18 protein-coding genes are annotated in these 19,680 nt (G+C 64.7%); 12 read left to right on the top strand and 6 right to left on the bottom strand.

Annotation, left to right across the window (positions count from 1 at the left end; all coding sequences use genetic code 11):
• Positions 1–19: 19 nt before the first annotated feature.
• From pyrF to glmS, 3 genes are read right to left on the bottom strand one after another with little or no spacing between them, the layout of a single operon-like run.
• Positions 20–709 (bottom strand): orotidine-5'-phosphate decarboxylase, encoded by a 690-nt coding sequence (gene pyrF / locus DVDV_RS16695; RefSeq protein WP_075355758.1) that lies wholly within the window; start codon positions 707–709, stop codon positions 20–22.
• A 16-nt stretch (positions 710–725) separates the two neighbouring features.
• Positions 726–2,630, bottom strand: coding sequence for an N-acetylmuramoyl-L-alanine amidase (locus tag DVDV_RS16690; protein WP_083634807.1), 1,905 nt, complete (start codon positions 2,628–2,630; stop codon positions 726–728).
• 8 nt (positions 2,631–2,638) lie between these two features.
• Positions 2,639–4,462, bottom strand: a complete 1,824-nt coding sequence (gene glmS, locus DVDV_RS16685) for a glutamine--fructose-6-phosphate transaminase (isomerizing) (RefSeq protein ID WP_075355757.1) — start codon at positions 4,460–4,462, stop codon at positions 2,639–2,641.
• Between the two features lie 631 nt (positions 4,463–5,093).
• On the opposite strand from glmS, the gene DVDV_RS16680 reads away from it, so the two are divergent.
• The 6 genes from DVDV_RS16680 (at position 5,094) to DVDV_RS16655 (ending at position 10,293) form a co-directional block, all read left to right on the top strand.
• Positions 5,094–5,588 carry an AmiS/UreI family transporter gene (locus DVDV_RS16680; RefSeq protein WP_075355760.1) on the top strand — a complete coding sequence of 165 codons (495 nt, stop codon included), beginning with the start codon at positions 5,094–5,096 and terminating at the stop codon, positions 5,586–5,588.
• A 119-nt stretch (positions 5,589–5,707) separates the two neighbouring features.
• Entirely contained in the window at positions 5,708–7,204 is a 1,497-nt protein-coding gene (locus DVDV_RS16675; protein ID WP_075355756.1) for an outer membrane homotrimeric porin, read from the top strand.
• Between the two features lie 178 nt (positions 7,205–7,382).
• Entirely contained in the window at positions 7,383–8,597 is a 1,215-nt protein-coding gene (amrB, locus tag DVDV_RS16670; RefSeq protein ID WP_075355755.1) for an AmmeMemoRadiSam system protein B, read from the top strand.
• Positions 8,594–9,604, top strand: coding sequence for an SPASM domain-containing protein (locus DVDV_RS16665; RefSeq protein ID WP_075355754.1), 1,011 nt, complete (start codon positions 8,594–8,596; stop codon positions 9,602–9,604). The genes amrB and DVDV_RS16665 overlap by 4 nt, the downstream gene beginning before the upstream one ends.
• Positions 9,605–9,703: 99 nt before the next feature.
• Positions 9,704–9,961 carry an antitoxin gene (locus tag DVDV_RS16660; RefSeq protein WP_075355753.1) on the top strand — a complete coding sequence of 86 codons (258 nt, stop codon included), beginning with the start codon at positions 9,704–9,706 and terminating at the stop codon, positions 9,959–9,961.
• Positions 9,961–10,293 (top strand): type II toxin-antitoxin system PemK/MazF family toxin, encoded by a 333-nt coding sequence (locus DVDV_RS16655; RefSeq protein WP_075355752.1) that lies wholly within the window; start codon positions 9,961–9,963, stop codon positions 10,291–10,293. The genes DVDV_RS16660 and DVDV_RS16655 overlap by 1 nt, the downstream gene beginning before the upstream one ends.
• 333 nt (positions 10,294–10,626) lie before the next feature.
• Here the strand turns inward: DVDV_RS16655 and DVDV_RS16650 are convergent, their stop codons facing one another.
• Both DVDV_RS16650 and DVDV_RS22435 read right to left on the bottom strand, forming a co-directional pair.
• Positions 10,627–11,130, bottom strand: a complete 504-nt coding sequence (locus DVDV_RS16650; RefSeq protein ID WP_217694140.1) for a hypothetical protein — start codon at positions 11,128–11,130, stop codon at positions 10,627–10,629.
• A 221-nt stretch (positions 11,131–11,351) separates the two neighbouring features.
• Positions 11,352–11,639, bottom strand: a complete 288-nt coding sequence (locus DVDV_RS22435) for a hypothetical protein (protein ID WP_139311650.1) — start codon at positions 11,637–11,639, stop codon at positions 11,352–11,354.
• 137 nt (positions 11,640–11,776) lie between these two features.
• Between DVDV_RS22435 and DVDV_RS16645 the strand changes: the two genes are divergently transcribed.
• The 6 genes from DVDV_RS16645 (at position 11,777) to DVDV_RS16615 (ending at position 18,842) form a co-directional block, all read left to right on the top strand.
• Positions 11,777–12,736, top strand: coding sequence for a metalloregulator ArsR/SmtB family transcription factor (locus DVDV_RS16645; RefSeq protein ID WP_075355751.1), 960 nt, complete (start codon positions 11,777–11,779; stop codon positions 12,734–12,736).
• Positions 12,726–14,150: an adenosylhomocysteinase gene (gene ahcY, locus DVDV_RS16640; protein ID WP_075355750.1), complete on the top strand. Its 1,425-nt coding sequence runs from the start codon at positions 12,726–12,728 to the stop codon at positions 14,148–14,150. The genes DVDV_RS16645 and ahcY overlap by 11 nt, the downstream gene beginning before the upstream one ends.
• 146 nt (positions 14,151–14,296) lie before the next feature.
• Complete coding sequence (locus DVDV_RS16635; RefSeq protein ID WP_075355749.1) at positions 14,297–15,475, top strand: GGDEF domain-containing protein; 1,179 nt, start codon at positions 14,297–14,299, stop codon at positions 15,473–15,475.
• Positions 15,476–15,911: 436 nt separating this feature from the next.
• On the top strand, positions 15,912–16,610 hold the full coding sequence (locus tag DVDV_RS16625; RefSeq protein ID WP_075355748.1) for a GTP-binding protein: 699 nt from the start codon (positions 15,912–15,914) through the stop codon (positions 16,608–16,610).
• Positions 16,607–17,623, top strand: a complete 1,017-nt coding sequence (locus DVDV_RS16620; RefSeq protein ID WP_075355747.1) for an ATP-binding cassette domain-containing protein — start codon at positions 16,607–16,609, stop codon at positions 17,621–17,623. The genes DVDV_RS16625 and DVDV_RS16620 overlap by 4 nt, the downstream gene beginning before the upstream one ends.
• Positions 17,610–18,842 (top strand): ABC transporter substrate-binding protein, encoded by a 1,233-nt coding sequence (locus DVDV_RS16615; protein ID WP_254845420.1) that lies wholly within the window; start codon positions 17,610–17,612, stop codon positions 18,840–18,842. The genes DVDV_RS16620 and DVDV_RS16615 overlap by 14 nt, the downstream gene beginning before the upstream one ends.
• Here DVDV_RS16615 and DVDV_RS16610 read toward each other — a convergent pair.
• Positions 18,839–19,680: sigma 54-interacting transcriptional regulator (locus tag DVDV_RS16610; protein ID WP_139311649.1), on the bottom strand; the 842-nt coding region annotated here is incomplete at its 5' end. The genes DVDV_RS16615 and DVDV_RS16610 overlap by 4 nt on opposite strands.

Genomic DNA, 19,680 nt, shown 5'->3' with positions numbered 1-19,680 from the left:
GGTTCCCTCTCCCCCACAATCATCCGATCTCGTCCAATATTTCGCGCGCGGCCGTTACCGGGTTGGCGGCCTTGGTGATGGGGCGGCCGACGATGATGTAGTCGGCCCCGGCGTTGATGGCGGCGTGGGGCGTGGCGGTGCGGGTCTGGTCGTCGCGGGCGCTGTCCAGGGGGCGGATGCCGGGGGTGGCGATGATGGCTTTGGGGCCAAGGGCCTTGCGCACGAGCGCCGTTTCCAGGGGCGAGCAGACGATGCCGTCGGCACCGGCGGCCAGCGATGTCTCGGCCCGAAGGCGCACGAGATCGGCCAGGGTTCCGGCAAAGCCGGACTGGGCCAGTTCTTCCTGGCCGAGGCTGGTCAGCACGGTGACGGCCAGGATTTTGGTCCGGCCCTTGGCTTTGGCGGCGGCGGCCACCACTTGCGGGTAGCCGTGGACCGTGGCCAGGGCGATGTCGTGGCTGGCCAGTTGGGCCGTGGCCAGGGCGACGGTTTGCGGGATGTCGTGAAATTTGAGGTCGAGCATGACCTTGTGCCCGCGTTTGGCCAGGGCGTCGCAGACGGCAAAGCCGGCTTCGAGGAACAGTTGCAGGCCGACCTTGAAGAAATCGACCTGGGGGGCCAGGGTATCGGCCAAAGCCAGGGCCTCGGCGGCGGTCGGCACGTCCAGGGCCACGATGAGGCGCTTTTGGGGCGGATGTTGTGCGGGCATGGCGGTATATGGTGGGTTAGAGATTGGCGTAGCGTTCGAGGCGTTTTTTATAGGCCAGGATGCCGTCGACCATGCCCTGGGCCAGGACGCGCATGTAGGCGTCGGAGGCGAGGCGCTTGGCGTCGTCGGGATTGGTGATGTAGCCCAATTCGATAAGCACGGCCGGCATATTGGCTCCGATCAGCACGAAAAACGGGGCTTCGTGGGGGCCCCGGTCGCGGGTCGGATAGCCGGGGCGAAGGCCGGTGATGGCCCGCTTTTGCACCAGCTTGGCCAGATCCTTGGATTCAGCGGTTTTGGCCGAGAGCATGAGGTCGGTCAGGATGGCCTGCAGGTCGCTGATTTTTTTCTGGGAGGCGGCGTTTTCACGGGCCGCCACGCGCACGGCGTCCTGGGTGGTGGCGAGGTTCAGGGAATAGGTCTCCAGGCCCGCCGAGCCGGCATCGCCGTGGGCGTTGCAGTGGATGGAGACAAAAAGATCGGCCGCCTTGGAGTTGGCCATTTCGGTGCGGGTCTCCAGGGGAATGAACGTGTCGTTTGACCGGGTGTACATGACATTGAGGCCCTTTTTCTGAAGAGCCTCGCCGAGGATGCGGGCAAACCGGAGGTTCACGTCCTTTTCGGTCAGGCCGCCGATGCCCTGGGCACCGGGGTCTTTGCCGCCGTGGCCGGGGTCGATCATGACCGTGCGCACGGACAGGCCGAACTGTTCCAGGAGGCTGCCGGCATTTTTCTGGGCGGCCGTGGGCGGGCGCAGGTTCGGGGTTGGCGCGGCCGGCAGGGGCGGCGGTGTGGCCGGAGCCTTGACCTCCCTGGCCGGGGCATCCTTTTTGGCGGGCGCGGGGGCGGCCTCGGCGGTTTCGATCCGGGGCTTGGCCTTGTCGCCGGAAAGCTCCAGGACCACGCGGAAGGGGTTGGCCTCGGACCGGATTTCGTAGGTGCCGAGGCTTTCCAGCTCCAGGACCACGCGCACGGTTTCCGGGGTGAAGTAGCCGGCCCGAAGCCGCGACACCGGGCCGGCGGCAAAGCGGCGTTCCGTGCCCGTCCTGGTGCTGGTGCGGGTGTTGTCCAGGTCGATATACAGCCGCTTGACCGGCTCGCCCGTGGGGCGCTTCTGGTCGAGAATCTGGTAGCGGAAGGCGGTTTCCCGGGTGAGGGACAAGATCAGCCGGCTGCCGGCCGGGGTCGTCTCCAGGGCCACTTTGGACAGGGTGGCCGGTTTGGCCGGCGTGGCCGCAGCCGGACTGCCGGCCTTGGCCGGACCAGCCGACGCCTTGGCCGGTTCCGGGACGGCGGGCTTGGCGATCGGGGCAACCGGGGCGGCCGGGGCGGCTTTGTCCGCCTGGGGTTCGCCCGTTTTGGCCGGGGCCGGCCCGGCCGGGGGAACCTCGGCAAAACCGGCCAGGAATTTGCGGGCCTGGGCAGCCATGTCGCCCTTGCGGTACTTGTGCAGGATGGTTTCGAGGTCGGCCTTGGCTTCAGCCGGGCGCTTGAGATTTTCCGCCAGGATGACTGCCCGGCGAAGCAGCGCGTCGTCGGCCCAGGGGTGGGTGGGGAAGCTTGCGGCCATCCGATGGTACAGGCCGGCGGCGGCCTCGTAGTCGGCCTCCAGGGCCGAGCGCCGGGCCAGCTCTGCATTGGTCCAGGCCTCGTAATAGAGCGCCTTGGCCGCCAGCGACGTGTTGCCGCCGGTCTTGGCCACGGCGGCAAAATTTCCGTCCAGTTCCTTCCACAAATCCCGACGACCGGCCGACGAGGCATCCTTTTTAAGCGCCTCGAAGCGGGCCACGGCCTTGTCGTAGGCGCTTTCCAGGCCGGCGGCCCCGGCGGCCGGCCCCGGCAGCAGGGCCAGGACCAGACCGAGGGCCACAACGGCGAAAAGCCCCCTCCCGGCCCGTATGGCTGCGGCAATTTCCTTCACGCCCCCGCCTACTCCACGGTCACGCTTTTGGCCAGATTGCGCGGCTGGTCCACGTCCTTGCCCAGATAGTCGGCCATCTCGTAGGCGAAAAGCTGGAGCGCCGGCAGCATGAAGAAGGTGGACAGCGGCCCCCAGCCGGCCGGGACCTCCCACGGATGGTCCACGTCCAGATCGGCTCCGGGATTGGTCAGGGCAATGATCTTGCCGCCCCGGGCCTGGACTTCCTGCAGGTTGGACTTGACCTTGGGATAGAGGCTGTCGAGCGGCGCCAGGGCAAACGACGGGAATTTGGGGTCAATGAGCGCGATGGGCCCGTGCTTCATCTCGCCGGCGGCATAGCCTTCGGCGTGGATGTAGGAGATTTCCTTGAGCTTGAGCGCCCCTTCCAGGGCCATGGGATAGTCGAGCCCCCGGCCGAGGTAGAGAAAGCTTCTGGCTTCGCTGTAGACCCGGCACAGTTCCTGGGCGCGGGCCCGCATTCCGGGCAGGGCGGCGTCGAGTTCGGCCGGCAGCGCTTCCAGGGCCGGCAGGCACTTTTCGGCCACATCCGCCGGCAGCACGCCGCGTTTGCGGCCAAAGACCAGGGCCAGGAGCGTCAGCAAGGTGAGCTGGGAACACATGGCCTTGGTCGAAGCCACGGAGATTTCCGGTCCGGCCTGGGTGTAGAGCACCACGTCGGCCTCGCGGGCAATGCTTGAGCCGACCACGTTGCAAAGGCCGATGATTTTCGCGCCCCGGGCCTTGGCCAGATGGATGCCGGCCAGGGTGTCGGCGGTTTCGCCGGACTGGCTGATGGCCAGCACCGTGTCGCCGGGGCCGAGGATGGGGTCGCGGTAGCGCAGTTCGGAAGCGATCTCCACCCGGGTGGGGATGCCGGCCCACTGCTCCATCAGATACATGCCCCACAGTCCGGCGTGGTAGGACGTGCCGCAGGCCACGATAAAAAGCCGCTCCGGGGGGGCCATGTCCTCGATTTCCGGCAGCACGGCCTGTCCCGCGGTCCGGTCGATGCGGCCGGTCAGGCAATCGGCGATGACCCGGGGCTGCTCAAAGATCTCCTTGAGCATGAAATGTTTGTAGCCGCCCTTTTGGGCCGCGGCCACGTCCCAGGAGATGTGGCGGACGTCCTTTTCGATGGGGGTCAGGGTGGCGGCGTCCATGACCTGCCAGGACCCGGCGTCGATGCGCACCATCTCGCCGTCGTCGAGAAAGACCACTTCGCGGGTGTAGGGCAAAAAGGCCGGGATGTCCGAGGCCAGGAAATTCTCCCCGACCCCGACGCCAAGGACCAGGGGCGAATGCTTGCGCGCGGCATAGAGCATCCCCGGGTTGTCCCGGCTGACCACCACGATGGCGTAGGACCCTTCGACCCGGGCCAACGCGGCCGAGACGGCCTCGGCCAGGGAGCCTTTTTCCTTGAAATAGAGGCCGACGAGCTGGGCCAGGACCTCGGTGTCGGTCTCCGAGACGCAGCGGATGCCGGCAGCGGCCAGCTCTTTTTTGAGCTCCTGGTAATTCTCGATGATGCCGTTGTGGACCAGGGCGATGGCCCGGGCGGCGTCGAGATGGGGGTGGGCGTTTTTCTCGGTGGGCAGACCGTGGGTGGCCCAGCGGGTGTGGCCGACGCCGGAGGTGGCCAGATAAATATTCTGGGCGGCAAGCTTGGCTTCGAGGTTGGCGAGCTTGCCTTCGGCCTTGACCGAAACCAGATCCCTGCCTTGGAGGAAAGCCACGCCTGCAGAATCATAGCCGCGATATTCCAGACGTTTAAGTCCTTCAATAATGACCGGGACAGCCGGCCGGTGTCCGCAATATCCGATGATGCCGCACATAGATTGGCCTCCTGGCGCGCCCTGGGCGCAAGCCGCTTGTCGGCTGGTCGCGCAAATCGGCCGCCGTGGCCGGTTGCGGTCCCATGCCGTGCTCTGACGAGCTTTAGCCCGGCTTGGCGCGTGATGCAACCGGATGGATGTGGTCCATGGTTTCAGCCTTTTCGCGGGACATTTTGACACACAGTGTTAACGTGTGAAGTTTTGACCCATTTCTGGCCCGGTTTTGGACAAAAAGTCTCATTTTCGACAATACCCTGTTATAATTTACTAAAACCAACAATCTCTCCGGTCTCCCGGTTCAGGGAACAGCCTTTTTTGGGTGCAGGTGTCCCACCCGATTGGACAAGTTCTCCCAACTGAAATGCAATACCCTAAAATAACGAGTGTTTTTTAAAGGGCCGATATTTGCTTAGGCCGGCGCAACCCCAATCGAGCGAAAAGACGATGCGTTTTTTCCGATTGCGCTGTTTCCGTGACGCGGGCCGCCCCGCCACCCAGGACAGCGCATGTTGGGGCACTCGGTGCGTTTCGCCTCCCCTGGACCCGGACGGCGCGACGCTGTGGCGTAAACGGCAAACGCGTGGCGGGAGGGTTTTTCAAGCAGATCAACCAGAAACGGTGGGGGGACACGATGACGCTGGCTATCTTGATTGCCATTTCCTTGATGTGGCTACCCGTGGCCTTGCTTTTCCTTGGCTACGGCGAAGCCAAAGGCACGGGGGCCATCTGCGCCTTCGTCGGCATCTGCGTCGTGCTTGGCGCATTTGTAAACGCCATTCAAAACGACGCCTTCACAGCAGGCCTGCTTTTCGCCCACGGGCTGCTCTACTGCACGGTTGCCTTTGCCCTGCTGGCCGGACTGGAAAGCATGCATTCCGTTGGAAACGTCAGCCTGACCGTGGCCATCGTCTCCTTTATTTACATGCTTATGTACTACCACGTGAAGGGTAGTAATTACTTCACGTTAGCGTGTGCAGGCTATACAATCCTGACCTTGGAAGTATGGCTTAACGCCTACGGCAAGTTGTCCGGAAAAATTCTTGCATGGTCATTGATCATTTGGGTACCAATCGGGCTTTACATTCCGGCGTTTATGTTGCTTGCTGGAAAGCCTCTGCCTTTCTAACGCTTGTGCGGTCTTCGGCCCGGTCCGCTTCGGCGGCCCGGGCCTGTCCGATTTTCTGCGTCGGTTGGGTTTCAAATCGGTTTCTGAGGGGTTTTTACGTCATTTCGGAGGAGGGAATCATGAAACGCATTCTGCTTATGATCGTGGCGGCCGCCCTGGTGATGACGGCCGCAATCCGTGCCGAGGCAGCCACTGAGGTGCGGATGACGGGCGACGCGTTGGTGTACGGCAACTTTTTTGCCAATCGCAATTTTACCGGCTGGAACAGTTCCAAATGGACCAATGAAGCCGGCGCCGTCCAGAAAGCCGGCACCCGGACCGAAGACCGCTTCGAGATCTGGGAACGCTTCCGCCTGCGCACCGACTTCATTGCCAATGAAGCCGTGAAATTCCGTCTGGGCATCAAGGTCGAAGACACCTGGGGCCACGGCACCCTGACCGCTGCCAACCCGACGGTGTCCATGGAAGTCTACCAGGCCTATCTCGCGTTCAAATGGCCCGGTTGCGACATCTCCATCTCCGCCGGTCTGCAGCCGGCCTCCATTCCCCAGAGTTCCTTTTTCGCCGGCAGCCTCGTCTTTGACGAAGACGTGGCCTCGCTCATCATCAGCGCGCCGCTCATCGACGACCACCTGAGCATGATCCTGGCCTACGTGCGCACCATCTCGAGCGACCGCACCTACGCCCCGACCACCGAAAGCGTGTACGCCAACGAAGAGGGCTACATGCTGGCCCTGCCCATCACCGTGGAAGGCTTCAAGGCCACCCCGTGGGCCCTGTTTGGCGTCGGCGGCAAGGGCGGCCACTACCTGGAAGGCGGCGGTTGGGCCGAGGGCCTGATCTCCTCGGGTCTGTTCTCCATGGCTCCGGTTGGCTGGAAGAACAACTTCATCACCGCGCTTTGGGCCGGCACCACCATGGAAATCACGGCGCTTGATCCCTTCCGGTTCTATGCCGACGTGATCTGGGGCCAGCACGGCATGAACGAGTACAAGAAAAACGTGCGCAACGGCTGGTTCATCGACGCCGCCGCCGAGTACACCGGCCTGACCATGGTCACCCCCCAGGCGTTCGGCTTCTGGTCCACCGGTGAAGACAGCTCCACCCGCAACGGTTCCGAGCGTATGCCCAACTTCTTCCCCGGCTCCGGCCGCGGCGGCGAGCACAACGGCGGCACCCAGTCGTGGAACGCCGGCAACAGCTTCCTGTTCGACGGCGGCCAGGAACTGGTCAAGGGCTCCAACATGGGCATTTCGCCGCTCGGCGCCTGGGGCTTTGGCGCATCGCTCAACAACGTCAGCTTCATCGAGAAGCTGACCCAGCGCCTGACCTTCGCCTTTGTCCACGGCACCAACTCGTCCAAGGCCATCCGCTACGCCAACGCGGTCCTTGGCTCCAATCCCATCTTCGTCATGGGCCGCGACCTGACCGCCGAAGAATGGGTCATGGGACTCAACTTCGACACCAAGTACATGCTCTATGAAAATCTGGCCCTCATCATGGAAACCGGCTGGGCCCACCCCAGCGCCTTCCAGAAGAGCGTCTGGGGCAGCCGTCTGTCCAACAAGGCCGAAGACGCCTGGAAGGTGTCCTTCGGTCTCAAGTACACGTTCTAGCTGACCACGCCGACCGACCGACGCCAAAGGCCGGAGCCCGCCAAGGCTCCGGCCTTTTTTGCGCCGGCCGCCCGACCCCGGCTCTGGAGTCGGTTGTACCCCTGGCCCATGGGACACACCCGGCCCGCCGCCCCCTCGCCGTTGCCAACGCCGGCCGCCTACGCTACCGTTGCCGCCCATGAGCACCGACAATCCCCGCGCCCGCCACGACCTGGAGTTCATCCCTTTTGACCACGAAGGCCAGCCCACCATCCTGGTGCGCGACCGCCTGGAAATCGTGCCCTGGGGCACCGGCATCCCCCAAGGGCTGCTGCCGGTCCTGGCCCTCATGGACGGCCGGCACAGTCTGGCCGAGGTGGCGGCCGCCGTCACCGAAGCCCAGGGCGGCCGGCTGGTGACGGCCGAGGACGTGGCCGGGCTGCTGGCCCAGCTGGACACGGCCGGGTTGATCGACTCCCCGGGCTACCGGGAGCGCAAGGCGGCCATTGCCGCCGCCTTTGCCGCCGCCCCCCGGCGCGACACCGTGTTTGCCGGGCAGGCCTATCCCGACACGCCGGCCGATCTGGCCGCCTATCTCGACGAAGTCCTGGCCGAGGCTCCGACCGGCGCGGCAACCGACACCGCCCCCCTGGCCATCATCGCCCCGCACATCGACCCCGAGGCCGGCCGGGCCGGCTATGCCGCCGCCTACGCCGCCATCCGGGGCTGCGCCCCCAGGCGGGTCATTGTCCTTGGCGTCGGGCATCAGCTCATGGCCGGACTCTATAGCCTGACCGACAAGCCCTTTGCCACGCCCCTAGGCGAGGTGGCCACGGACGCGGCCGCCGTGGCCCGGCTGCGCCAAGCCGGAGAGGGCTGCGTGGACCCGTCCGAGCTGCCGCACAAGGCCGAGCATTCCATTGAATTTCAGGCCGTTTTTTTGCACCACACCCTGGGGAAAACGCCCTTTGCCATGGTGCCCATCCTGTGCGGCTCCCCGACCGGGCTTTTGGCCGAGACCTCGCGCCAGGCCTTCCGGGACGCAGCCGGGCCGTTTCTCGATGCCCTGGCCGAGCTGGTGCGCCAGCCCGGCACCCTGGTGGTGGCCGGAGTGGATTTCTGCCACATCGGCGGCAAGTTCGGCCACACCGAGCCGGCCGAGGCCCTGGAAGAGGCCGCGCTGGCCCATGACCGGGCGCTGCTTGACGCCCTGGCCGCCGGCGACCCGGACGCCTTCTGGGCCGAATCGGCCCGGGTGGACGACGCCTACAACGTCTGCGGCCTGACCGCCCTTGGCACCCTGGCCGAGGTGCTGCCCCCGGCCGCCATGGTGCTTTTGGGCCACGACATCATGCGCGAAGCGCCCACCCTTTCGGCCGTGTCCTTTGCGGCAGCGGCATTTACGGCCAGATGACCGCACCGCTCGTTCTCGACCGCCTGCTGGTCGAAGCCTCGTCGCGCAGCCGGGCGGAGATCGGCTACACCATCCGGGCCGGGCACAAGCGCCGCTGGCTCGACCACGATCTGCCGGCGGCCGTGTTTGAGAAGGTGCTGCGCGAGATCCTGTCCGTCACGGAAATCCGCTTCCACGGCTGGGGCGATCCCCTGGCCAACCCCGAAATCCTGGCCATGCTGAGTCTGGCCAAACACCGGGGGGCGCGCACGGTGCTGGTGACCGACGGCAGCCGCCTGGACGACGAGCAGGCCACGGCGCTGGTGCGCGACGACATCGACGCCGTCGTCTTCCCCCTGGCGGGCCTGACCGAAGACACCAATTTCCGCCGCCGCGGCACCAGCCTCTATGCCGTCCTGGCCGCCATCGACCGGCTGGCCACGGTCAAGGCCGTGCACCAGTCGGTTTTGCCCGAGATCACGGTGCGCTACACCCTGACCCGCTCGGGCCTGGACAGCGAACTTTCCGCCCTGCCCCGCTTCCTGGCCGACATCGGGGCCACCTCGGCCTCCATCCGGCCGCTGTCCTACGCCACCGGCCCGGAAACCGAATACGACACCCTGGTCCCCGCCGACCAGGACGCCTTTGACGCCCTGGCCGCCCGGCTTCGGGCCACAGCCGCAGCCGCTGCCGAGCTGGGCATCCGCCTGGACAGCCGGCTGGTCCACGGCGGCCAGACCCGCTTTTGCTGCCCCGACACCCCGTCCGCCTCGCTTTTCATCGCCGCCGACGGCGCGGTCAGCCCGTGCGCCCTGCGCAACGTGCCCATTGCCGACCCGGCCGGCTACCGTTTCCACGACCACACCGTCCCCTTCCCCCGCGACGTGCGCGGCAATCTCCACAACACCCCCCTCTCCGCCATCTGGAACGATCCCGACTACCGCGAATTCCGCTACTGCCACGACACCGACACCCCGCCGGACGGCTGCGCCGGCTGCTGGCGCTCGTTTTGGGTGGCGGTGGAGTAGCTTTTTCGGGATGTGGCGGGTGCCGGGGTTCCGGCCGGCGGGCTTGCCATGTCGCCCAGGCAGGATTATACATTAGTATAATTTTTCAGGAGGCCCGCCATGCACACAACCAGTCTGCGCAAGGTTGGCGGCTCGGTCATGCTGGCCGTACCGCCCGCCATCCTCGACCTGCTCCATTTGCAGGCCGGCTCCAGCGTCGGGCTGGCCGTGGCCGACGGCCGGCTGGTGATCGAACCGATGCCGCGCCCGACCTATACCCTGGACGAACTGCTGGCCCAGTGCGACGCCTCGGCCGAGGTCAGCACGGAAGACCGCGACTGGCTGGACGGTACGCCGGTCGGCAATGAGTTGCTCTGATGGAGCGTGGCGACATCTATCTCGTCTGCCTGGACCCGACTGCGGGCCATGAGCAGCAAGGAACGCGGCCGGTGCTGATCGTGTCGCCGACGGCCTTTAATCGCCTCACCCGCACCCCGATTGTCCTGCCCATCACCAACGGCGGCAATTTCGCCCGCACCGCCGGTTTCGCCGTACCCCTGGCCGGGACCGGCACGCAGACCACGGGGGTCGTGCGCTGCGACCAGCCCCGCGCTATGGATTTATCGGCGCGGCGCGCGCGAAAGCTGGAGAGCGTGCCGGTGGGGGTGATGGACGAGGTGTTGGCGCGGTTGGGGACGCTTATGACGTAACGCGGAGGGCTGCCCGTATACCGCCACAAATGAACTTTCCGCATCTTCAGGCGGTAGAGAGGACCAGGGAGCACTGCCGCCAAGGCCGTTGTCATCAAAGGCATTTTTGAAGAAAGCCGTGCCTATTACTGCAAAATGAAGCGGAAGAACGTCGGTCGCCTGCTCATCAATCCAGGTGATTCTTTATATCAAAAGGATGAAGGCAAAAAATATTTTTCCCAAACTGTGTTGCGTGGATCATGAAGCAACGTGGCATGTGTACGCCAGCAAAGGTCAACGCCTGTTGATTGTACAGTTAATTCTACCTACTCTCTTTATATCTAGACATAATCTCTAATATTTTTTTGCACAACTTCTGGCTAATTCTAATGTTTCACACTCACTGGCTTTCACTCGTTCAAAATGAACCCCTTGGTGCAAAAGTATCGTAGTTCTACTATGTGCCTCTGCCGGAGTTTCGAGATGGACGGTGTCTCCATCGATTTCAACAACCAAGAATATGCCGTCTTTTATCAAAACAAAATCCGGCTCAATTCGCCTATAAGTTCGTCCCCCTCGTAAAAATACGGGTAACGGAGCAAATGACACTTCAAGAGGCTTTAATGCGTTATAAAAATTTATCTCAGGTTGAGAACGAAATAACAAGCCATCACAACTGCGTGATGCAATGTTGTCTGAACGAACCCGCCCTTGATTGTTGACATTCTTTCCAGAGACCCATGCCCTGGCCTTTTCCCGCCAGTCTTCTGTCCCTTTTATTTCTGGAAAAATGTAAATATTTTGAATCCAATCTGAGGGATACAGAGCCATCAGCGGGCGAGCTTTATCGAGCAGCAATTTTTCTATCGCTTCTCTTTCGCCGTGAATTTGAGAATATATGCCCGATGTTACTTCCAGGTAAACAGTGTACCCGTAGGTACCCCCATCCCAATTGTCATAATCTGTTTGCTCTACCTTAACTTTTGAACATGCTAAAATAGCAACTTCCCTAGCGGCACCATCTGCAACAAAAAGTCTTGCGACTGTAGCAAGAAAAGGTTCTATATCATCAGGAAAATTTAAGGTTCTATATCATCAGGAAAATTTGCGGTTGTCACGGTTTGCTTCTTATATTTTTTGTTATATTTGATGCCATTGAGCATCCCGAAAAACAGTTTATCTCCTCCTCCCGAGACGACTCGCTCCCCGCGGGCCAAAACTCCAGGAGAAACTGCTCCAGCCAATATACGAAAACCACTGCCGCCGTTCCAGCTTTTTCCCTTCCCGTGATCAACACACTGATTCAGGGCATTCTTCTTCCCTAAGTTCATCTGTTGAACCAAGGAAAGACCCCCAAACGGATCCACAACCTCCCGATACTCTTACAATCAAGTACCATGTGCCACAAAAAACTACATGCGTCCTTGGATGACAGCTAGCGTTTTAATCCCCCCTTGACACCCCCTCCCGAAATCACTACACCCACATATCAGGATATCTTGATATGCTTATCAACAACGACGCCACCCCGCTCCCCTGGTTCAAAGCCCTGGCCGACGAGACGCGCTTGCGCCTCGTGCGCGTGCTGTCGCGCCATGAACTGTCGGTGGGGGAGATCACCAGCGTGCTGGGCATGGGCCAGTCGCGGGTGTCACGCCACCTCGCCATACTGGTCGGCTGCGGGCTGCTCGTCAGCCGGCGCGAAGGGGCCTGGACCTTTTACAGCGCCACGACCACCGGCCGCGAGGCCGCATTCCTCGGCTGCCTGACCCCCTTCCTCGACGCTGCCGGGCCGGACAGCGACCTGACCGCTGTCGACGCCGTCTTGCGCGAGCGCCGTCTGGAAACACGCCGCTTTTTCAACGATATCGCTTCCGATTGGGCCACCCTTCGCCGCGAGGTGCTCGGCGAGGTCGATCCCGCCGCCCTGGTGCGCGAGGTCATGCCGGCGGGCGTTGGCGCTGCGGCCGACCTCGGCTGCGGTCCGGGCGACCTGCTGCCGGTTTTGGCCGAGCGGGCGACAACCGTCATCGGCGTCGACAGCTCGCCCTCCATGCTGGCCCTGGCCGAACGCCGAAGCCTGGGCCTGCCGGTCAGCGTGCGTATGGGCGAACTGGAACATCTGCCCATGGCCGATGGCGAGGCCGATTTCGCCGTCATCTGCTTAACCCTGCACCATCTGCCCGATCCGGCCGCAGCGCTCACCGAAGCCCGCCGGGTGCTGTCCCCAACCGGACGGCTGGTGGTCATTGATTTCACTCCCCACGAGGACGAGGCCATGCGCCGGCGCTTCGGCGACCGCTGGCTGGGCTTTTCCCGGGAGAAACTGGTTGAGTGGCTGGACCGGGCCGGGTTTACCCTGGACATCTGGTCCACGCATCCCGTCAACAAGGGGCTTGTGGCCGCCAGAGCCGTGGCCGTGCCCCGTCAACATCCCTCGCAAGGAGATACCCATGAGCGTTAAAGCCCTTGATCTGACCCTGCCCTACATGGTGGCCGACATGGCCCAGGCCGATTGGGGCCGCAAGGAAATGCAGCTGTCGGAAAACGAAATGCCGGGCCTCATGTCCGTCATCGAGAAATACGGCAAAGCCAAGCCCCTGGCCGGCCTTCGCGTCACCGGGTCGCTGCACATGACCATCCAGACCGCCATGCTGATCAAATGCCTGCACGCCCTTGGCGCCGACCTGCGCTGGGCCTCCTGCAACATCTATTCGACCCAGGACCACGCCGCCGCCGCCATTGCCGCCGACGGGCTGGCCGCCGTCTATGCCTGGAAGGGCGAGACGCTGGAAGACTACTGGTGGTGCACCGAGATGGCGCTGACCTGGCCCGACGGTTCCGGCCCGGACCTGATCGTTGACGACGGCGGCGACGCCACCCTGTTCATCCACCACGGCGTCAAATGCGCCAAGGATGCCAAGGCCTTAAATGCCCCCGCCGACAACAAGGAAATGAGCATCATCATGGACCGCATCAAGGCCGTCGTGGCTGCCGATGCCGGCCGGTTCGAGCGCATGGCCAAAAAGATCCGCGGCGTCTCCGAAGAGACCACCACCGGCGTGCATCGCCTCTACCAGATGATGCAGGCCGGCGAGCTGCTTTTCCCGGCCATTAACGTCAACGACTCGGTCACCAAGTCCAAGTTCGACAACCTCTACGGTTGCCGCGAGTCCCTGGCCGACGGCATCAAGCGGGCCACCGACGTGATGGTTGCCGGCAAGATCGTGGTCGTGGCCGGCTACGGCGACGTGGGCAAGGGCTGCGCCCATTCCATGAAGGGCTTTGGCGCGCGCGTCCTGGTCACCGAGATCGACCCGATCTGCGCCCTGCAGGCGGCCATGGAAGGCTATGAAGTCACCACCATGGAAGAGGCCTGCCCCCAGGGCGACATCTTCGTCACCGCCACCGGCTGCTGCGACGTCATCACCGGCGCGCACATGGAACGGATGAAGGACGGGGCCATCGTGTGCAACATCGGCCATTTCGACTCCGAAATCGCCGTGGCCTACCTGGAGACCACCCCGACCTGCAAAAAGGACCAGATCAAGCCCCTGGTCGACCGCTGGACCATGGCTTCGGGCAACGCCATCCTCATGCTGGCCGAAGGCCGTCTGGTGAACCTCGGCTGCGCCACCGGCCACCCGAGCTTCGTCATGTCCAACTCGTTCACCAACCAGGCCCTGGCCCAGATCGAACTGGCCACCAAGACCTACGCCGTCGGCGTCTACACCCTGCCCAAGCTCCTCGATGAGGAAGTGGCCCGCCTGCATCTGGCCCGCCTCGGCGCCAAGCTCGAGACCCTGACCCCGGCCCAGGCCGCCTACCTGCACATGGACCCGGCCGGCCCCTACAAGCCGGACCATTACCGCTACTAGACCAAATTCGCCCTCCCAATCCCGGCCGGGGACGTCATGGCGCTACGCCAGGGCGTCCCCGGTTTGTGCATCAGCGCACTGCAGTCGCTTTTCGATGAAATAAGGGCTCTTGCAGCCTTTCCGGTTTCCTATTACACATCGCCACGATGTTGCACCTGGATTTCCGTACAGCGACGATACTGTATTTTTGCACCAATCTCTGTATCGCCGCCATGCTGGCCGTGGCCTTCTCCAGCGGACAGGTCCGGGGCACCCGGCTGTGGATCGCCGGGATGGGAATCCAGCTCGCTTCGGCCCCGCTGTTTCTGTTGCGCGGGGTCATTGCCGACAGCCTGTCCATTTTCCTGGGCAACCTGCTTTTCACCCTGGCCTGGAGCTGCTATCTGGCCTCCCTGGACCGGTTCTTCGGCAACCGCCGCAAGCTCTGGGTCTACGCCCTGCCGCTGGTCCTGGCCGCTGCCGTCTGCGGCGCCTTCATGCACGACGCCCGCACCCGCACCGTGCTGCTCAATATCCTCTACGCCGCGCAGTGCCTGGCCCTGGCCGCCGTTATCCTGGCCCAATGGGGACGGTTTCGCCGCCGCTTCATCAGCACCTTTGCCATGGGCTACGTGCTGGCCACCGGGGCCTGCCTGCTGCGGGCCCTGGCCATCGTCCAAAGCACCGGTTCAACGCCCGACCCCTTTGGCCCGGGTCCGGCCCAGACCGCTTCCCTGCTCCTGTCCGTGCCAAGCCTCGTGGCCTGCACCCTGGGCTTTGTGCTGCTGCACCGGGAACGCATGGAAGCCGAAATCCGCCGGCTGGCCGAGATCGACCACCTGACCGGGCTGACCAACCGGCGCGGCTTCGAGGCCGGCTTTGCCAAGGCCCTGGCCCAGGCCGCCGTGAACCACTCCTGGACCAGTCTGGCCCTTATCGACCTCGACCGCTTCAAGGCCATCAACGACCGCCTGGGCCATGCCGCCGGCGATGTGGTGCTGGTGGAACTGGGGCGTATCCTGACCCGGGAGATGGGTCCGGACGACCTGCTGGCCCGCATCGGCGGCGACGAATTCTGCGTGGTCATGCCGCGCACGCCACCCGAACCGGCCGCCGCCCTGGCCGAACGCCTGCGCCGGGCCGTGGCCGGCCACGACTGGCAGGCCTATGGACTGCCCCAGCCGCTGACCGCCACCATCGGCCTCAGCAGCCACCGGGGCAGCCGGCAGGACGGCGGCGCGGATTTCCTGCGTCTGGCCGACATGGCCCTGCTCGCGGCCAAGGACGAAGCCAGAAACACCATACGCCAGGCCCAAAGCCCGGCTTCCTGCCCGGCCAAGCCTTAGGCCCAAACCGCCCCAGGCAGCACGAATACTCCAAAAACCGTGTGTTTGCAGAACGTTGCTACACTGGCGACAAGTTTGTATGGCTCACATACGGATTTGTCTGCCCGCTGCGGCAGTGCTTTCGGGAAACACTGTAAATACAGGGAGCCGGCTCCTGGCCTGGATATTGTAGAGCCCTGGCCAGAAGCTTTCCAAGGACGTGCCGTGAACCAAGTCCCCGAAGACATCGCCTACCGGCCCATCGGCATCCTGCGCTCCCCCTTTATGGACATCGCCGGCATGCCCATCCAGCCCGTGGGGGCCATCGGCATCTGCGGCCATGTCGAGGTCCACTGTCGACCACATTGCCGGCCAGTACCCAAAACCTTTGAAAAACTTCTCCCTGTGCAGGCGTCCGGGGGTATCCTCCCCCCGGACGCCGGAGGCAACAAACACCATGCAGCTTGTCACCGTGGCCGGCCCGCCGTCGTCGGGCAAGACCTCCGTCCTCCTTCGTCTGGCCGCCGTGCTGGGCCGCCGGGATCTGACCCTTGGCGTGGTCAAGTTCGACTGTCTGGCCAGCCGGGACAAGGAAGCCTTTGACCGGGCCGGCATCCCCTGCGTGGTCGGACTGTCCGGGGCGCTTTGCCCGGACCATTTCTTTGTCTGCAACGCCGCCGACGCCCATGCCTGGGGCCTTGGCCGGGGCGTCTCGGTCCTGGCCGTGGAGAGCGCCGGGCTCTGCAACCGCTGCGCCCCGCACATCGAGGGGGCCCTGGCCGTGTGCGTGGTGGACAACCTGTCGGGCATCGACACCCCGGCCAAGATCGGCCCCATGCTGCGTCTGGCCGACGTGGTGGTCATCACCAAGGGCGACGTGGTGTCCCAGGCCGAGCGCGAGGTGTTCGCCTTCCGGGTGCGCCGGGCCAATCCCCGGGCCACGGTGCTCTTTGTCAGCGGCCTGACCGGCCAGGGAGCCGAAGCCCTGGCCCACGTGGTGGCCAGCGCGCCCCAGACTCCGGGCATCGACGGGGTGAATCTGCGTTTTACCATGCCGGCGGCCGTGTGCTCCTACTGCCTGGGCCAGCGCAAGATCGGCCTGGACCACCAGATGGGCAACGTGCGCAAAATGGATTTCGAGGGGAGACGGGCATGACCGACGCCACGCACCATCCCACCTTTGCCGCCATCTGGCAGGACGCCCCCCCGGCCCGGGATTTTTTCGCCGTCCAGGGCCTGCCCGCGCCCCGGCCCGACCAGACGCCGGCAGCCTATTTCGCCGCCCTGCCGGCCGAGTCCCTGGCCGAAGCGGCCGGCTCGGCAACCGACCTGTCGGCCCGCTTCGAGGCCTTTCTGGCTGCCCTCGCCCGGATTTCCAGCGATGCCCCGGCCGTCGACTCGCTCACCGTGCGCGGCGGCCACGGCAAGGACGGGCGGCCCGAAGTCCTGGACCTGACCCTGGTTCCGGGGGATGTGGTGGCCCTGGCCGGCCCCACCGGCTCGGGCAAGAGCCGGTTTCTGGCCGATGTCGAATGGCTGGCCGACGCCGACACCCCGACCGGGCGGCGGGTGTTCGTCAACGGCCAGCCGGCCGACGCCTCCCGCCGTCTGGCCGCTTCGGGCCGGCTCATTGCCCAGCTGTCGCAAAACATGCATTTCGTCATGGACCTGAGCGTCGGGGAATTTCTCCTGGCCCATGCCGAGAGCCGGCTTCTGGCCGACGCCGCAGCGGCCGCGGCCGAGGTGACGGCGCTTGCCAACGAGCTGGCCGGGGAACCGTTTTCCACGGACACGCCGCTGACCTCCCTGTCCGGCGGCCAGAGCCGGGCGCTCATGATCGCCGACGTGGCCAGGCTGTGCGCCTCGCCCATCGTGCTGGTGGATGAGATTGAAAATGCCGGCATCGACCGGCGAAAAGCCATTTCCTTGTTAACCGGCCACGGCAAGATCGTGCTCATGGCCACCCACGATCCGCTGCTCGCCCTGACTGCCGGCCGGCGGCTGGTCTTTGCCGCCGGAGCCGTGGCCGCGGTCATTGAAACAAGTCCGGCGGAAAAAACGTCCCTGGCTGCCCTGGCCGCAGCCGACGCCCGCCTAAGCGCCCTGCGCGACGATCTGCGCCTGGGCCGCCATCTGCATTTTACCCGGGAGACGCATGACCATGCCTGACGCTTCATCCCTTGACCTGCCGGTCAGCCGGTTTTTGGCCGACCATCCCGCCAGCCGGACCGTCCTGGCCGAGCTTGGGGTGGCCGCTTCGGCTGACGCCGAATTTATGGCTTCGGCCGCGCCCTTTCTCTCCATGGGGAGCCTGCTTACCCTCAACGGCCTGTCTGCCACGCTCTTTCTGGCCGCCGTGGACGCCGCCGGCCGCAGCGCCAAAGGACCGGGCGGCATGACGCCGCTTTTTTGCGACGGCTGGACACCGGGCGGCCCTGGATTGCGGCTCTTTTTAAGCCTGCCCTGCCCGCTCAAGGCCCCCATGGGCATTGCCCTGGAAAACCTGCGCGACAGCCTGACCCCGGACGCGCCCTGGCCGCGGATGTTCATGGACAGTTGCGGCAAGCATACCTTAAACGATCTGGCCGCCGGCCTGACCCGGCCCGAAGAAGTGCCGGATATGGTCGTCTCGGCCGGCTTAAACGGCTTTCTCTCCAAGAGCTTTCGCGACCGTTTCGCCGGCGGGGGCCTCTTGGCCGAGCTGCCCCAGGCCATGCACCCGGCCCTGGCTGCGGCCGGGCTGGCCGATCCGCGCCGGGTCTGCCGCATCTATGCCGTAAATCCCCTGGTGCTCGTGGCCGTGCCCTCGCGCCTCAATGGCCTGCCCGTGCCGCGCTCCTTCGAGGACCTGCTCAATCCGGCCTATGCCGGCAAGATCGGCCTGTGCGGCCCGCCGGAGACGGCCGGCGATTCCACGCTGCTCCTCGACATCCGCCTGCGCCATGGCCTTTCCGCCGTGGCCGACCTTGGCCGGGCCATGCTGTGCGACACCCACCCCGCCCAGATTTTCCGGCCCGCTCCCGGGGCCAAGGCCCCGCCCATTGGCGTCATGCCGGCCTTTTTCGCCAATGCCGCGCCGCGCCAGGGCGATGTGGAGATCATCTGGCCGGACGGCGGCGCATTAGCCTCGCCGCTTTTCGTCATGGTCAAGGAAACAGCCAAGGCCGCCCTGGACCCGCTGCTGGATTTCTTTCTCGGGAAGGAGACCGCGGCCATCGCGGCCGGCGCGGCCCTGCCGCCGACCCTGCCCGGAGCCGACGCCAGCCTGCCGCCCGGAGCCTCGGTGCGTTTTCTCGGCTGGGACGTGCTGGAAAGCCAGGACCTCGGACCGCTTATCGCCGAGTCCGGGGCGGCTTTTGCCAAGGCCTATTACAGCCGGGAAGGCTAGGACGCGCTGCGGTTTTTGAGCCTATAGTGGAGCATCCGGATGGACATGCCAAGCCTGGCTGCCGCCTCGGTCTTGTTGCCGCCGCTGGCGGCGATGGCCGCGTCGATGTCGGCCAGGCCCGGCCGGCTCGTGCGGCTGCGGGCCGGGGCAACCACCGTCCGGGCTGCCGGGCCGGACAGGAAGCCGGCCAGATGTCCGGGGACAAGCTCTGCCCCGTCGTGCATCACCGACACCCATTCCATGGCGTTTCGCAGCTCGCGCACGTTGCCCGGCCAGGCATGGGCCAGCAGCACGGCCGCGGCCTCCGGTGAAATCTCGGCCAGGGCCTTGCCGCGCTTTTTGGCAAAACTGCGCAAAAACATCCGGGCCAGGGGCACGATGTCGTCCGGGCGCTTGCGCAGGGGCGGCACCACGATGGACCCCACCCGCAGCCGGTAATAGAGGTCCTTGCGGAAAAGCCCCCGGCTGATGTGCTCCTCAAAGTCGATGTTGGCCGCAGCCACGATGCGGATGTCCGTGGCGATCTTGGCCAGCCCCCCCACCCGGTAAAACGAGCGCTCCTCGATGACCCGCAGGAGCTTGGCCTGCAGCTCCACCGGAATCTCGGCCAGCTCGTCGAGAAAAAGCGTCCCGCCCTGGGCAATGTCGAGCTTGCCCCGCCCGCCCCGTCCGGCCCCGCCGGTGTAGGCCCCGGCCTCGTAGCCAAAAAGCTCGCTCTCAAAAAGTCCGGGAGAGAGGGCCGTGCAATTGATGTCCACAAAGGGCAACGCGGCCTGATTGGGGCCGTAGTGGATGATCCGGGCCACGATCTCCTTGCCCACACCGGTTTCGCCCTGAA

The sequence above is a fragment of the Desulfovibrio sp. DV genome, from assembly GCF_001936595.1.
Classification (GTDB): Bacteria; Desulfobacterota; Desulfovibrionia; order Desulfovibrionales; family Desulfovibrionaceae; genus Solidesulfovibrio.
This window is presented reverse-complemented; position numbering and strand designations above follow the sequence as displayed.